At 59.7% G+C, this 13,065-nt stretch carries 17 protein-coding genes and 1 other annotated feature; of the genes, 4 read left to right on the plus strand and 13 right to left on the minus strand.

Going from position 1 to position 13,065, the window contains the following annotated elements; all coding sequences use genetic code 11:
- Nucleotides 1-96: 96 nt before the first annotated feature.
- The 3 genes from ilvC to ilvB all read right to left on the minus strand — a co-directional run bounded on the left by ilvC (nucleotide 97) and on the right by ilvB (nucleotide 3,345).
- Complete coding sequence (gene ilvC / locus DBQ51_RS02105) at nucleotides 97-1,092, minus strand: ketol-acid reductoisomerase (protein WP_054326212.1); 996 nt, start codon at nucleotides 1,090-1,092, stop codon at nucleotides 97-99.
- A gap of 94 nt (nucleotides 1,093-1,186) precedes the next feature.
- Complete coding sequence (gene ilvN, locus DBQ51_RS02110) at nucleotides 1,187-1,663, minus strand: acetolactate synthase small subunit (RefSeq protein WP_054326211.1); 477 nt, start codon at nucleotides 1,661-1,663, stop codon at nucleotides 1,187-1,189.
- 17 nt (nucleotides 1,664-1,680) lie between these two features.
- Nucleotides 1,681-3,345 carry a biosynthetic-type acetolactate synthase large subunit gene (ilvB, locus tag DBQ51_RS02115; protein WP_107630635.1) on the minus strand — a complete coding sequence of 555 codons (1,665 nt, stop codon included), beginning with the start codon at nucleotides 3,343-3,345 and terminating at the stop codon, nucleotides 1,681-1,683.
- 56 nt (nucleotides 3,346-3,401) lie between these two features.
- Nucleotides 3,402-3,649, minus strand: a binding site (T-box leader).
- Nucleotides 3,650-3,801: 152 nt separating this feature from the next.
- Here ilvB and DBQ51_RS02120 point away from each other — a divergent pair.
- The 4 genes from DBQ51_RS02120 (at nucleotide 3,802) to DBQ51_RS02135 (ending at nucleotide 6,371) form a co-directional block, all read left to right on the plus strand.
- Complete coding sequence (locus DBQ51_RS02120) at nucleotides 3,802-4,476, plus strand: DUF421 domain-containing protein (RefSeq protein ID WP_054326210.1); 675 nt, start codon at nucleotides 3,802-3,804, stop codon at nucleotides 4,474-4,476.
- Between the two features lies 1 nt (nucleotide 4,477).
- On the plus strand, nucleotides 4,478-4,816 hold the full coding sequence (locus tag DBQ51_RS02125) for a DUF4363 family protein (RefSeq protein WP_054326209.1): 339 nt from the start codon (nucleotides 4,478-4,480) through the stop codon (nucleotides 4,814-4,816).
- A 126-nt stretch (nucleotides 4,817-4,942) separates the two neighbouring features.
- Nucleotides 4,943-5,575 (plus strand): flavin reductase, encoded by a 633-nt coding sequence (locus DBQ51_RS02130; protein WP_054326208.1) that lies wholly within the window; start codon nucleotides 4,943-4,945, stop codon nucleotides 5,573-5,575.
- A 193-nt stretch (nucleotides 5,576-5,768) separates the two neighbouring features.
- On the plus strand, nucleotides 5,769-6,371 hold the full coding sequence (locus DBQ51_RS02135) for an NAD(P)H-dependent oxidoreductase (RefSeq protein ID WP_107630636.1): 603 nt from the start codon (nucleotides 5,769-5,771) through the stop codon (nucleotides 6,369-6,371).
- Between the two features lie 60 nt (nucleotides 6,372-6,431).
- On the opposite strand, the gene DBQ51_RS02140 is transcribed toward DBQ51_RS02135, so the two are convergent.
- From DBQ51_RS02140 to hisD, 10 genes are all read right to left on the minus strand, one after another.
- The gene (locus DBQ51_RS02140) at nucleotides 6,432-6,908 is read right to left on the minus strand and encodes a pyridoxamine 5'-phosphate oxidase family protein (RefSeq protein ID WP_054326205.1); all 477 of its coding nucleotides are present in this window, start codon (nucleotides 6,906-6,908) and stop codon (nucleotides 6,432-6,434) included.
- A gap of 51 nt (nucleotides 6,909-6,959) precedes the next feature.
- Nucleotides 6,960-7,895 (minus strand): C39 family peptidase, encoded by a 936-nt coding sequence (locus DBQ51_RS02145; RefSeq protein WP_107630637.1) that lies wholly within the window; start codon nucleotides 7,893-7,895, stop codon nucleotides 6,960-6,962.
- Between the two features lie 219 nt (nucleotides 7,896-8,114).
- On the minus strand, nucleotides 8,115-8,438 hold the full coding sequence (gene hisE / locus DBQ51_RS02150; RefSeq protein WP_107630638.1) for a phosphoribosyl-ATP diphosphatase: 324 nt from the start codon (nucleotides 8,436-8,438) through the stop codon (nucleotides 8,115-8,117).
- 113 nt (nucleotides 8,439-8,551) lie between these two features.
- A complete protein-coding gene (hisI, locus tag DBQ51_RS02155) occupies nucleotides 8,552-8,884 on the minus strand; it encodes a phosphoribosyl-AMP cyclohydrolase (protein ID WP_107630639.1) in 333 nt (110 codons plus the stop codon).
- Between the two features lie 3 nt (nucleotides 8,885-8,887).
- Nucleotides 8,888-9,652 (minus strand): imidazole glycerol phosphate synthase subunit HisF, encoded by a 765-nt coding sequence (gene hisF / locus DBQ51_RS02160; protein WP_054326203.1) that lies wholly within the window; start codon nucleotides 9,650-9,652, stop codon nucleotides 8,888-8,890.
- Nucleotides 9,652-10,365: a 1-(5-phosphoribosyl)-5-[(5-phosphoribosylamino)methylideneamino]imidazole-4-carboxamide isomerase gene (gene hisA, locus DBQ51_RS02165; RefSeq protein ID WP_107630640.1), complete on the minus strand. Its 714-nt coding sequence runs from the start codon at nucleotides 10,363-10,365 to the stop codon at nucleotides 9,652-9,654. Before hisA ends, hisF begins: the two co-directional genes overlap by 1 nt.
- Nucleotides 10,362-10,979: an imidazole glycerol phosphate synthase subunit HisH gene (gene hisH / locus DBQ51_RS02170; protein ID WP_054326201.1), complete on the minus strand. Its 618-nt coding sequence runs from the start codon at nucleotides 10,977-10,979 to the stop codon at nucleotides 10,362-10,364. The genes hisA and hisH overlap by 4 nt, the downstream gene beginning before the upstream one ends.
- Nucleotides 10,976-11,200: a hypothetical protein gene (locus DBQ51_RS02175; RefSeq protein ID WP_054326200.1), complete on the minus strand. Its 225-nt coding sequence runs from the start codon at nucleotides 11,198-11,200 to the stop codon at nucleotides 10,976-10,978. Before DBQ51_RS02175 ends, hisH begins: the two co-directional genes overlap by 4 nt.
- Nucleotides 11,201-11,776, minus strand: coding sequence for an imidazoleglycerol-phosphate dehydratase HisB (gene hisB, locus DBQ51_RS02180; protein ID WP_054326199.1), 576 nt, complete (start codon nucleotides 11,774-11,776; stop codon nucleotides 11,201-11,203).
- On the minus strand, nucleotides 11,763-13,064 hold the full coding sequence (gene hisD, locus DBQ51_RS02185) for a histidinol dehydrogenase (RefSeq protein ID WP_054326198.1): 1,302 nt from the start codon (nucleotides 13,062-13,064) through the stop codon (nucleotides 11,763-11,765). Before hisD ends, hisB begins: the two co-directional genes overlap by 14 nt.
- Between the last annotated feature and the right edge of the window lies 1 nt (nucleotide 13,065).

The raw sequence follows: 13,065 nt of genomic DNA on the forward strand, positions 1-13,065 counted from the left end.
CGCTTTGTTGGAACTTTTCGCAGCCTCGGACGTGTCCGCGCCCCGCGCGGCACGTCCTCTTGCTTGAAACTGTGGTTTCAAACGAAAACAAAGTTTTTACTTCTTCAGCCAGCTCATCATGCTGCGGAGCTGCTTGCCGGTCTCCTCCAGCTGGCTCTCCGCCTCGACCTGACGGCTCGCCAGGAAACGGGCGCGGCCGCCCGCGCGGTTCTCCTGAATCCACTCGGAAGCGAAGGTGCCGTCCTGAATCTCGCGCAGGATCTTCTTCATCTCCTTGCGGGTTTCCTCGGTGATGATGCGCTTGCCGGTACGGTAATCGCCGTATTCCGCAGTGTCGGAGATCGAGTAGCGCATCTTGGCAAAGCCGCCCTCGTTGATCAGATCGACGATCAGCTTCATCTCGTGTACGCACTCGAAATACGCGTTCTCCGGCGCGTAGCCCGCCTCGACCAGTGTCTCGAAACCGGCCTTCATCAGCTCGCAGACGCCGCCGCAGAGCACGGCCTGCTCACCGAACAGGTCGGTCTCGGTCTCAGCACGGAACGTGGACTCCAGAATGCCCGCGCGGCCGCCGCCGATGCCGCAGGCATACGCCAGCGCAATGTCCATTGCCTTGCCGGAAGCATCCTGATGTACGCAGACCAGATCCGGAACGCCCGAACCTTCCACATAGGTACGGCGGACCGTATGGCCGGGACCCTTCGGCGCGATCATGATTACGTCAACATCTGCCGGCGGCACGATCTGCTTGAAATGGATGTTGAAGCCGTGCGCGAAAGCAAGCACGTTGCCCGGCTTGAGGTTGGGTTCGATCACTTCCTTATAGATATCCGCCTGCTTCTCGTCCGGAACGAGCATCATGATGATATCGCCCGCCGCAGCAGCCTCGGCCGGCGTCATAACGGTCAGGCCGGCAGCCTTCGCCTTTGCTTCGTGCTTGGAGCCCGGACGCAGGCCGACGACGACGTTCACGCCGGAATCATGCAGGTTCTCGGCATGGGCATGACCCTGGGAGCCAAAGCCGATGATGGCAACGGTCTTGCCGTCAAGCAGGGACAGGTTGCAGTCCGAATCATAATACATCTTTACCATTTTTGTTTCCTCCTAAGTTTATATAAAATGAATCAGGAAAACGAATTGATTTTACGCCTGCGGCGCGCATATAGAAAAGGGAGACTGCCCTCAACTATTTTTCGATTGCCGTTACGCCCGAACGGCTCATCTCCAGCACCTCGAAGTTGGAGATTACATCCAGGAACGCGTCGATGCGGCTGGGTACCTCGGAAAGCTCAACAATCAGGGCGCGCTCGGTGGATTCGATAATAGCGGCGCCGTACAGCTCGCAAAGCTGCCGGATAGCGTCGCGCACATCGCCCGCCTCGGCCTTCAGCTTGACGAACACCAGCTCGCTACAGCAGGAGTCCTCCTCCTGCAAATGGTCGACGCAGATGACCTCCTCCAGCTTGGAAAGCTGCTTCATGATCTGCTCCAGAATCGGTTCGTCGCCCTGCACGATGATCGACATGCGGGAAACCTTGGGGTCGGTCGTCGCGGACACGGTAAGGGAATCAATGTTGTAGCCGCGCCGGCCGAACAGGCTGGACACACGGGCCAGAACGCCCGCGTTATTCTGCACGGTCACAGAAAGGATATATTTTTGCATGCTGTCCTCTCCTTTTCTCAGTCCGCCACGATATCGTCGACCGTGCCGCCCGCCGGTATCATGGGCAGGACGCGTTCGTCCTTGTCGATCTGGCAGTCGATCAGCACCGGACCGGTGCGCTGCAGCGCGTCGCCCAGCGCCGCGCGCAGCTCGGCGATGTTGGTGGCGCGGAAACCGCGGCCACCAAACGCTTCCGCCAACTTGATGTAATCCGTCTTGCGGTACAGGTTCGTCTGGGAATAACGCTTTTCATAAAACATGGTCTGCCACTGGCGGACATTGCCCAGCACATTATTATTCATGATAACCGTGATGACCGGCAGGTTATAGGTAACCGATGTACACAGCTCGTTCAGGTTCATATGGAACGAACCGTCGCCGGTGATATGGATAACCGGCTTATCTGGAAACGCAACCTGCGCCCCCATCGCAGCGCCGTAGCCGAAGCCCATCGTGCCAAGCCCGCCTGACGTGAGAAAATGCCGGATTTTTTTGCAGCAGTTATACTGTGCGGACCAAAGCTGGTGCTGGCCGACATCGGTGGCGACGATCACATCGTCCCCCGCCATCTCGTAAATCGTCCGCAGCAACTGGTGTGGGTGGATGACACTGTCGTCGTCCTGCGGTACATAATCGAGCGTCCTCTGCCATTCGGCAATCTGCGCGCGCCATGCGCCGTGGTCGGCTTTCTGCACATAGGGCAGCAGCTTTTCGAGGAAATTCTCCGCGTCGCTGACCACAGCGTAATCCACGCCGATGTTTTTGTTGATCTCGGCAGCGTCGATATCGATATGCACGACCTTTGCCTTCGGCGCGAAGCGCGACGGATTGGTCGCCACACGGTCGGAAAAACGCGCGCCGATGCACAGCAGCAGGTCGCACCGCTCGACCGCCCACGCGGCCGAAACCGTACCGTGCATGCCGACCAGCCCCAGACTGAGCGGCTCGGTATCCGGAATACAGCCGATCGCCATGATGGTATGGGCGGACGGGATATCCGCTTTTTTCATCAGCTCCAGCAGGGCCGTCCCCGCGTTTGCGGTCTCCACGCCGCCGCCGTAATAGATCATCGGCCGTTCAGCCTGCGCGATCATGTCGGCAACCGTCTGGAACTGCTCACCGGTCACCTCATAGGTTTCATGCACCTCTACCTTTTCGCCCGGGACATAGTCGCAGGTGGCGCTGGTCACATCCTTGGGAATGTCGATCAGCACCGGTCCCGGCCGGCCGGACGCTGCGATGCGGAACGCGCTGCGGATCGTGTCCGCCAACTCCTCCACATGGCGCACCACAAAGTTGTGCTTGGTAATCGGCATAGTGATGCCGGCGATGTATACCTCCTGGAACGAATCGCGTCCGATCAGGCTGGTGCCGACGTTGCCTGTGATGGCGACCATCGGGATGGAATCCATGTAAGCCGTGGCGATGCCGGTCACCAGATTGGTCGCGCCCGGGCCGCTTGTCGCCAAGCATACGCCTACCCTGCCGGTCGCGCGGGCGTAGCCGTCCGCCGCGTGTGCGGCGCCCTGCTCATGCGCCGTTAAAATATGTCGAATGCGGTCGCTGTTTTTGTAAAGCGCATCATAGATATTGAGGACCGCGCCGCCCGGATAGCCGAATATCGTATCAACTCCCTGCTCGACGAGTACATCCACCAAAATCTCCGAACCGTTCTTTACCATGCGGATCCGCCTCCTTTCCTGTCTTAAAGCAAAAATAAAAAAAGCCTCTGCCTCTTCAAAGAGACAAAGACTATCACTCTGCGGTACCACTCTTTTTGCCGCGCGCCAAATTGCCGAACGCGACCACTCAACCCGATCCTTTAACGCAGATCATGCGGAACACCTTACACGGGGCCCTATTTCATCCCTTTTCAGACGCTCTGCTCGCGGAGGACTTTCGCGCTTCCTTTCCTCCACCGTCTCGCACCAACCGACGGCTCTCTCGCTGGATTCCAGGCGCTACTTTTCCGGTCATCGCCTATTGCAATATTCAAAATGTTATTCATATTATAAGACCGCTTTCGGGAAATGTCAACACCTTTTCGCATTTTACTGTGTTAAATTCTTGTCACAGGAATATTCTCCCGTTTTTGCGGCCATACTACACCGGAATCCATCAAGAAAAGAGGATGCGTTATGGCTGTGCCACTGTTGCGTACACTGATCCTTTATCTTGCCGTTGTGATTGCCGTGCGCGCCATGGGCAAGCGGCAGATCGGCGAACTCGACCCCTCCGAGCTGGTGGTCACCATTCTTGTTTCCGACCTGGCGGCGGTTCCCATGCAGGATCTCGGTATCCCCATGTTCGCCGGACTGGTTCCAATCGCCACGCTGGTCGCGCTCGAAATCCTGATGAGCTATGTCGCGCTGAAAAGCCGCCTTTTCCGGCGCCTGCTCAACGGGCAGCCGGCAATCATCATCCGCGGCGGGCTGCTCGATGTCAAAAAGCTGCGCCAGATGCGGCTGACCACGGACGAAATCATCGAAACCCTGCGCAAGCAGAATGTGGCATCGGTCTCGGACGTCAAATACGGCGTGATCGAGCCGGACGGCACGCTGACCGTCATTCTCAAGCAGCCGCAGCAACCGGTCACGGCGGAAATGCTCGGCCTGACCCCCAAGGACACCGGTCTGCCGCTCGTTGTGGTGTCGGACGGCAAGCTGGTCGCCCGCTCGCTCCAGCTTCTCCGCCTTGACGCACGGGATATCGAAAACCGGCTGAAAAACCAAAGCATCGCCTTATCCGAGGTTTTTCTAATGACGCTGGATGACTGCGGCAATTCCTTTATTCAACGAAAGGGGGATGCGTGATATGCAGCGGCTTTTTCTTGCCCTCTCCCTTTTCGCCCTGTTGATCTGGGGCAGCTTGTGGAGCAGCCGGACGGTGGAAGCCACGGTGGACGCCATCGTTCAGGATATGGAAAGCGGCCGGCTGGAACAGGCCTACGAAAAATGGTCGGCCGCGCAGACCTTGCTCGGCTCCCTGCTCCTGCACGAAGAGCTGGACGAGGTTAACCGCCTGTTCGCTCGTGTGCGCACCGCCCAGAAGGAGCAGATAACGGACGACCTTCTGCTCGACCGGACAGAGCTGCTCGCTCAACTCCGCCATCTGCCTGATCTGGAACAGCCGAACCTGAAAAACCTGTTCTAAAAGCACAAAAAAATTCATTCTTTTTTGTGGAAAAAAATATAGCTTTTTCCTGTCAATTGTGATAGTATAAATTTGTAATTGATATTCATTTTCAATAACGAGCATTGACAAGAAAGGAACGGTTTTATGAACAACGCTGCATATAAAAAGCTGGACTACAGCCTTGCGCTGCTGTCCACCGCAGAGGGCGGCAAAAATTTCGGCTGCATCATCAACTCCTTGCACCAGGTCACCTCGTCCCGTCCTCCCAAATTCACATTTTCTCTGAACAATGATTCCGCGACCTGTGCGGCGCTCAAGAAGAGCGGCGTTGCCGCGGCCACCCTGCTCGCCAAGCAGGCGGAGGACCGGCTCGTCAACGAGTTCGGCTACAAATCCGGCCGCGCGATCGATAAGTTTGCTTCTTTTGCCGTTCAGACCGACAGCCAAGGCTGCCCCTATCTGACGGATGGCATGGTGTCCCGCCTGAGCCTGAAAGTAACGGAAACCGTTGCGATCGGCTCCTACACGCTATTTATCTGCGAGCTGCTCGACGCGGAGGTGCTCGGCGACGGCGATTGCCTGACCGTCAAGGAGTTTGAGAAGCGCGGCGAGGATGTTCCACCCGTTGCGCCGGTCTATCACGAATTATCCGCGGACGCGGGCTGGAAATGCACGGTATGCGGCTATGTCCGGCTGGCTGAGGACATTCCAGACGATTTCATCTGTCCGATCTGCCGCGCGCCGCGCAGCAAGTTCGTCAAGCGAAGCGAAGCATAACGGCGTTTCCTCTTGCTTTCCGGCACATCCCTCTTTGGGCAAAAGGGGGATGTGCTTTTTCTTGCCTTTGCCCTGCCGCCGTGTTATGATGGGGACGGACCGGCGCGCGGCTTCCCCACCGCTCGCGATCAATGTTTTGCTGCACATTCTTTGCCGCATACGCGGCAGAAAACGAATAAAGGAGTAACCGTATATGATGAAAAACCTGTTGTTTGTCAATGGTTGTATCCGTGGCAGGGATTCGCGCACCCTGCGGCTTGCCCAGCACGTTATCAGCCGCATTCCGGATGCGGATATCGATGTGCTTCTGCTTCCCGCCCTCCATCTGACGCCCTACGGCGCGGCAGAGATCGCTGAACGGGATGCACTTTCTCGCGCCGGCGCTTTCGACGCCCCGTTTTTTGCGCTTGCAAACCAGTTCAAAAACGCGGATGCCGTCGTCTTGGCCTGCCCTTTCTGGGACTTGAGCTTTCCCGCCATGGTGCGCGCCTATCTGGAACGCCTGTGCGTGACCGGCCTGACGTTCCACTATAACCAATACGGCCAGCCGGTTGCGGACTGCAGGCCGCGGCGGCTGCTCTATGTGACAACGCGCGGCGGCATCGTTGATAACAGCGATCCCGCACTCGCCGACCATGGCAGCGCCTATCTGGAATCCATCTGCAAGCTGCTTTGCGGCGGCCGCTTTGACACCCTCGCGGCGCAAGGGCTGGATATCATCGGAAACGATGTCGAAGCCCTGCTCCAGCAGGCTGAAAAGCAGGCCGACCAGATCGCCGCGCACTTCTGGGCTTGAGCAAGCGCAGCATGGAATAGAAAAGAGGCTTTCCTCAGTGGAAGCCTCTTTTTCATGTTGTTACCGCACTTTGCGCGATGCCTCAAACGAATCCGCGCGCACCCAGAACACCTCGGCCACCGACAGAGCCGCGTCGGTATATGTCCAGCCGCCACGTCCGGTCTGGTGTTGCATGATAATGTCAAAACCGTGGCGTTTTTCCTCATTATCCTGCGCGAACTGCACGCTGCCGTAGCCCACAATGGACGAAAACGCAAAGCTGTACCGGCACGCCAGATCGCCCTCTCCGGTCAGCCCATCCTCGGTGTCCAGTTCAAAGCACACGCGCGGGTCTTTGCGCAGCGCGTCGATCTTTTTCCCTTTCAGGCCGCTGTGGAAATACAGCGTCAGGCCGCTTTCATCCCAGGTATAGCCGAAATTGAGCGGGATCACATACGGCATCCCTTCCGCGCTCATCGCCACGCGGCAGGTTTTGCAGGCGCGGAGGATCGGCTCTATATTCTCCCGCCCTGTGATCTCTCTGTCTTTTCTGCGCATTTTTCTTCACCTCTGGACAAGCATACCATGTTTTTCCCTTTTGGGCAACCCCTATCCGGCGGCAGAGCACTCCCAAAGACCGGCGATCTGTCCGGACAGCGTATCATAGGACCATACCTTTCCGCTCCGCTCCACGCTGTTCGGATCGCGGACCGTATACCCTCCATCCGCGCGGCCGTACAGCACAATAAAGTGTCCCTCGGTCGTAAAATCTCCCGGCAGCATGGAGCAGATCACCGGATGGCCCGCGTCCAGCGCAGCGTCGACCTGCGCCTGGTCGAGCGCAAGCTGGCGGCACTGTACGCCCAGCGAGGGCGCGCCCTCGCTCAGCAGCGACCAGCTTGTCCCCTGCCCCGGCACATAGTATCCCTGTTCCGCGGCGAACTGCGCCACGCGGTAAGGGGTGAGCGTCGGGTCGCCGGTCAGATAGGCCGCTGCCATGGAAAGGCACGCCGGCGCACAGCCGCTGACCGCAACCGTACTTTCCCCATAGGGCTGGTACCCCCACCGCATATCCCATTGCAGCAGCAGTGGCATGGTGTCCAGCGGTTCCGTGAGGGACTGCCCCGGCGCGTCCCCATGGTGCGCCGGATATCCCAGCACAAACTCCAGCGTTTCGCTGTTGCGGGCGAGCAGATCGAGGTATTCCGGCGGATAAGCCTCCGGCGCGTCCACGATCGCCTGCGCGCGGCTGTCCCTGTGCGCGAGCTGGACGATCGACGCAGCCGTCCCGTCTTTCACGGCGATGCCGCGCGCGGCCCAGTCGGCCTCCACGCGCAGGCCGTCCAGCAGGCGCAGGCCGCCCCACGCCACCGCGGCCAGCACCGCCAGCAGTAACAGCGCGCGGAGGGGATGGCGGCGCTTTTTCACCCGCCTGCGCCGGCGCGGGGCTGTCCTGCCAGTGGGCTTGGGCGCGGTCCTGCCCGGCGCGGCCGCGGCCGACCGGCGTACCGTCTCCCCTGGTATGCTGATGTATCGTGTCGTCATATCCGTTCCCTTTCCCGACGGGCGCTTTGCGCGCGTCCGCCGTACCGTGTTTACAGTATAGCGGGCCTTTCTTAAGATTCCGGCAGGGGATTTCTTAAGATTTTCTGACCCCCTCTATCTATAAGAGTCAGAAAGTCCCCGATCCGTTGCAGAATATCTGCGGCGAACGGGGGCTTTTTCCCTCCTGTAAGCAACACGGCACAGGGACGAAGCTTGTTCTCAGGTATTATGGTCGGAAACGTGGAACTGCTTTAGGTTGCCGATCTTCTGTGCGCGGACATCCATTTCCGCGCACACGTCCGCGAGCGTCACGCCGCATTCGTTCATCATCACCATCATGTGATAGAACACGTCGTTGATCTCGCCCACCAGCTCGGCCTTATCGTCGTTTTTTGCCGCAATAATGGTTTCGGCGCACTCCTCGCCGACCTTTTTCAAAATCTTATCCAGACCCTTTTCAAACAGGTAGCAGGTATACGAGCCCTCCTGCGGCTCGGCCCTACGCTGTGCGATCACAGCCTCCATTTGCTCAAAGGAATTCATGCTATTCATCCTCCTATCTTTTTTGCCGCTTCCATTCCAGTCAACGGCCACTATGATAGAGCCGCCCATCACCGCGACCGCCGCCTGCTATCAAAAACAATTGGGAAGCCCCGCTACAGGTGCCTTTCTTTCTCCCACAGCGTTGTAAAAAAACAGGTGTGGTTGCCCGTATGACAGACCGGTCCCTTGGGCGTGCCGACATAGATCAGCGTATCGTCATCACAGTCGGACAGTATTTTGGACACAAAAATAACGTTGCCCGAGGTTTCGCCCTTGTTCCACAATTTCTGACGCGAGCGCGAAAAAAACCACGCCGTGCCAGTCTCCATCGTCAGGCGCAGCGCCTCTTCGTCCGCATAGCCGAGCATGAGGACCTCGCCGCTGCGCTCGTCCTGACAGATAACCGGAACCAGCGGCGCCTTGACAAAAAATTTGTTTAGTTCCATGATTTACAACCTCACCGGAATGTTTTTTTCGCGCAGATGCGCCTTGACCTGCCCCACGGTCAGCTCTCTGTAATGGAACAGGCTTGCGGCCAGCGCGGCATCGCAGTCCGTCCACTCGAACACCTCGGAAAAATGATCAAGCGCGCCGCAGCCGCCGGACGCGATCACCGGAATGCCGGCCGTCTCCACGACCGCCTTTGTCAGATCCAAGTCAAAGCCGGACTTAGTGCCGTCCCGATCCATCGAGGTGAGCAGGATCTCGCCCGCGCCGCGCGCGGATACCTCGCCCGCCCATGCGACCGCGTCGATGCCGGTCGGCGTGCGCCCTCCCGCAACATATACCTCAAAGCCCGAGGGGGTCTTTCCGGTCTTCCGCCCGTCGATGGCCACGACAACGCACTGGCTTCCATACTTCTCCGCAGCCGCGTCTATCAGCCCTGGATTTTTGACCGCCGCCGAGTTGACCGAAACCTTGTCCGCGCCCGCGCGCAGGATCTCGCGAAAATCCTCCACCGTACGGATGCCGCCGCCGACCGTGACCGGCACAAACACCTCGCGGCAGGTGCGGCGCACCACGTCCGCGATCGTGGCGCGGTCATCGCTCGTCGCGGTGATATCGAGGAACACGATCTCGTCCGCGCCCTCGGCGGAATAGAACTTCGCCAGCTCGACTGGATCGCCCGCGTCGCGCAGGCCGACAAAGTTCACGCCCTTGACCACCCGCCCGTCCTTGACATCCAGGCAGGGAATGATCCGTTTTGCAAGCATCACTTCGCCTCCCTGATCGCCGCAGCCAGGTCAAGCGCGCCGGAATAGACCGCTTTGCCTGCAATCGCCTCATCGATGCCCAGCGTCCTAAGCCGCCGGATATCCTCTAACGTGGACACACCGCCCGACGCGACAATACCACACGTTACCGCCTGCCGCAGCGCGGCGAGCTGGTCGAAGTTAGGCCCCTCGAGCATGCCGTCCTTGTCGATATCCGTGAATATAATGGTTTTCACCCCGTAACCGTCCATCTGTCTGGCAAACGCGATATAATCCGTGCCGCTGTCGACCAGCCAGCCCTCGGTGCGGACCGTGCCGCCGCGCGCGTCGATGCCGACCGCGATCCGGTCTCCGTACCGCTCCACCGCATCAGCCACGAACTGCGGGCTGCGCACCGCCGCCGAGCCAATGATCACGCGCGTCACGCCAAGCGCCAGTACCGCTTCCACATCCGACATCGTCCGAATGCCGCCGCCCAGCTCGACCGCCGCGCCCGTCTCCTCGATCACGCGCTGGACGACGTTGTAATTCGCGTGCGAACCGTCCTTCGCACCGTCCAGGTCAACCATATGAATCAACTCCGCACCTGCGTCAAGGAAAGCCCGCGCGGTCTGCGCCGCGTCCTCCGCGACCCTGTGCGCGGTGCCGTAATCACCTTTCTGCAGGCGCACACACTGCCCGTCCTTCAGGTCAATGGCAGGGAGAACCCTCATTTTCCCACCTCCGTCAATTTTGCAAAGCTCTGCAACATGCGCAGCCCTACTTTTCCGCTTTTTTCCGGATGAAACTGGCAACCGAACAGGTTTCCGCGCGCCACCATCGCGGGTACGCGCACACCGTAGTCCGTCACGGCGGCCAAGTCGTCCTCCACCGCCGGCCGCGCCATGAAGCTGTGTACAAAATACACATACGCGCCGTTTTCCAGCCCCGCGGTCATTGCGTTCGGGCGCAGGATGTCGAGTGCGTTCCAGCCGATTTGCGGCAGCTTGAGCGCGGTTGGGATGCGCGTGATACGTCCCGGCAGCAGGCCGAGCCCGGCACAGGGGCGTACCTCATCCGAGCCCTCGAACAGCATCTGCATGCCGAGACAGATGCCCAGGAAGGGCTTTTTCCGCGCCGCTTCCAGCACCGCGCCGGTCAGTCCGGAGGCATACAGCGCGTCCATCGCGTCCGGAAACGCACCCACGCCGGGCAGGATCACGCCCGCCGCCCGCTCAAGATCCTCCGCGGTGTCCGCTATTTTATTTTCATAACCCAGGAAATCAAGCGAATTATGTACGCTCATCAGATTTCCCGCGCCGTAATCTACGATCGCAATATAGCTCATTGACCGTCCTCTTTATCCATTAAGGTGTTTTTCAGGGCTTTGACCACATCGAGTATCTTCCAGCCAAAGCCTACGACCAGCCCACAGCCAATACAGAGTGCATACATGCAAAAGCGTACGCCCAGATCCACCGATGCGGCAAGTGGCCACATCTCAGCGGCAAACGCTGCAATAACAAATACCGCAGCAACCGTTCCCAGCCCCGCGAACACATATTTCAATCACAGCACCCCTTTCGCGGAAAGCACACCGCCGCCTGTCTGCGCCACCGCCTGCTTGAGCGCCCGCGCGAGCGCCTTGAACAGCGCCTCGGTGATGTGGTGCGCGTTGTCGCCGTATTCGCATTTGAGATGCAGGGTCAGCCCCGCGTTCACGCTGAACGCGCGCATGAATTCGACCGTCAGGCAGGTATCATACCCGCCGCACATGGGCTGGGGCATGGGCGCGTCGTATACCAGATACGGCCGTCCCGAAATATCCAGCGCGCAGAAACCGAGCGCCTCGTCCATGGGTACGAACGCCTGGCCGAACCGCGCGATGCCCGCCTTGTCGCCCAAGCATTGGCGGAGCGCCTGTCCGAGCGCGATACCGCAGTCCTCCACCGTGTGGTGTCCGTCCACCGCAAGGTCTCCCCTGCAGGTAAGCGTCAGCCCGAAGCCGCTGTGTACGGCAAAGCTGTTCAGCATATGGTCGAAAAAGCCGATACCGGTGTCGATTTTCCGTGTGCCGCCCTCCAGGTCGAGGGCGACCGTGATATCGGTCTCTTTGGTTTTGCGTTTGATTTCAGCATTTCTCATCTTGTGCTTCCTCCGCAAAGCGCACCGCGACCGAGTTCGCGTGCGCGTCCAGGTGTTCGCTCTGCGCGAGCGCAATAATATCCTGCGCGTAGCCCTGCAGCGCGTCGCGCGTGTATTCGATGATGCTGGTTTTCTTCAGGAACGTGTCCGTCGAAAGCGGCGAGAAAAACCGCGCCGTACCCGAGGTCGGCAGGACGTGGCAGGGTCCTGCCATATAGTCTCCCAGCGGCTCGGGCGCATACCGGCCGAGGAAGATCGCGCCCGCATTATGCAGATATGGCAGCAGCTCGCGCGGCGCGGCGGTCATGACCTCCAAATGCTCGGGCGCGACCATATCCGCCATTTTGCAGGCCTCCTTCAGATCCTCGAACACGATCGCGCAGCCGTAACCCGCCACGCTCTCACGGATGATCTCCCAGCGCGGCAGCGCGCGCGCCATACGCTCCATCTCGCATGAAACCGCCTGCGCCTGCGCCATTGAATCGGTCAGCAGCACGGCGGAAGCCAACCGATCGTGTTCGGCCTGGCTCAGCAGGTCGGCCGCCACCCAGGTCGGGTTGGCTGTGTGGTCGGCAATGACCAGCACCTCGCTCGGCCCCGCGATCATATCGATATCCACCGTGCCGAAAGCCAGCTTTTTCGCCGCCGCGACATAGGCGTTGCCCGGGCCAACGATCTTATCCACCTGGGGAATCATGCCCGCGCCATAGGTCAGCGCGGCCACCGCCTGCACGCCGCCCACGGCGATCACCTTGTCCACGCCCACAATCTTCGCTGCGGCCAGCACCTCGATCGACATGTTTTCGGTCGGCGGGGTAACCATGATAATCTCCCCTACCCCCGCGACCTGAGCCGGTATGGCGTTCATCAATACGCTGGACGGATACGCCGCCGTGCCGCCCGGCACATAGATGCCCACGCGCGCCAGCCCGCGCACGGTCTGTCCAAGCGTTTCCCCACTGCCGCGTTCCCATTCCCAAGATTTTATGAGCATCTGCTCATGGTAATCCCGAATATTCGCGGCCGCCTTTTCGAGCGCCGCGGTCAGGCTGGGCGCGCACGCGGCATATGCCGCTTCCAGCTCGGAGGGCGCGACGATATAGGGCGCCTTACCATCGAACTTCCCCGCATATTCGCACACCGCATCCCAGCCGCGCGCCTGCACGTCGTCCATAATCGCGCGCACGGTCTGCTCAATATCCCCGCGCGCGCCGGCGGCGCGGGCTTTCATCTCGCGGATAACAGCCTGCTCGGCCTGCCCGTCCGCAAGAACGGTCTTCAAAAACATA

The sequence above is a fragment of the Agathobaculum massiliense genome, assembly GCF_900291975.1.
Classification (GTDB): domain Bacteria; phylum Bacillota; class Clostridia; order Oscillospirales; family Butyricicoccaceae; genus Agathobaculum; species Agathobaculum ammoniilyticum.

What these genes read in the sequence shown, in the direction of transcription:
- DBQ51_RS02120 (WP_054326210.1), top strand. Translation starts at nt 3,802, where the DNA reads ATGGCTGTGCCACTGTTGCGTACACTGATCCTTTATCTTGCCGTTGTG.
- hisH (WP_054326201.1), bottom strand. Translation starts at nt 10,979, where the DNA reads ATGAGCTATATTGCGATCGTAGATTACGGCGCGGGAAATCTGATGAGC.
- ilvN (WP_054326211.1), bottom strand. Translation starts at nt 1,663, where the DNA reads ATGCAAAAATATATCCTTTCTGTGACCGTGCAGAATAACGCGGGCGTT.
- hisI (WP_107630639.1), bottom strand. Translation starts at nt 8,884, where the DNA reads ATGGAACTAAACAAATTTTTTGTCAAGGCGCCGCTGGTTCCGGTTATC.
- ilvC (WP_054326212.1), bottom strand. Translation starts at nt 1,092, where the DNA reads ATGGTAAAGATGTATTATGATTCGGACTGCAACCTGTCCCTGCTTGAC.
- DBQ51_RS02135 (WP_107630636.1), top strand. Translation starts at nt 5,769, where the DNA reads ATGATGAAAAACCTGTTGTTTGTCAATGGTTGTATCCGTGGCAGGGAT.
- ilvB (WP_107630635.1), bottom strand. Translation starts at nt 3,345, where the DNA reads ATGGTAAAGAACGGTTCGGAGATTTTGGTGGATGTACTCGTCGAGCAG.
- hisF (WP_054326203.1), bottom strand. Translation starts at nt 9,652, where the DNA reads ATGCTTGCAAAACGGATCATTCCCTGCCTGGATGTCAAGGACGGGCGG.
- DBQ51_RS02130 (WP_054326208.1), top strand. Translation starts at nt 4,943, where the DNA reads ATGAACAACGCTGCATATAAAAAGCTGGACTACAGCCTTGCGCTGCTG.
- DBQ51_RS02125 (WP_054326209.1), top strand. Translation starts at nt 4,478, where the DNA reads ATGCAGCGGCTTTTTCTTGCCCTCTCCCTTTTCGCCCTGTTGATCTGG.
- DBQ51_RS02140 (WP_054326205.1), bottom strand. Translation starts at nt 6,908, where the DNA reads ATGCGCAGAAAAGACAGAGAGATCACAGGGCGGGAGAATATAGAGCCG.
- hisD (WP_054326198.1), bottom strand. Translation starts at nt 13,064, where the DNA reads ATGTTTTTGAAGACCGTTCTTGCGGACGGGCAGGCCGAGCAGGCTGTT.
- DBQ51_RS02145 (WP_107630637.1), bottom strand. Translation starts at nt 7,895, where the DNA reads ATGACGACACGATACATCAGCATACCAGGGGAGACGGTACGCCGGTCG.
- hisB (WP_054326199.1), bottom strand. Translation starts at nt 11,776, where the DNA reads ATGAGAAATGCTGAAATCAAACGCAAAACCAAAGAGACCGATATCACG.
- hisE (WP_107630638.1), bottom strand. Translation starts at nt 8,438, where the DNA reads ATGAATTCCTTTGAGCAAATGGAGGCTGTGATCGCACAGCGTAGGGCC.
- hisA (WP_107630640.1), bottom strand. Translation starts at nt 10,365, where the DNA reads ATGAGGGTTCTCCCTGCCATTGACCTGAAGGACGGGCAGTGTGTGCGC.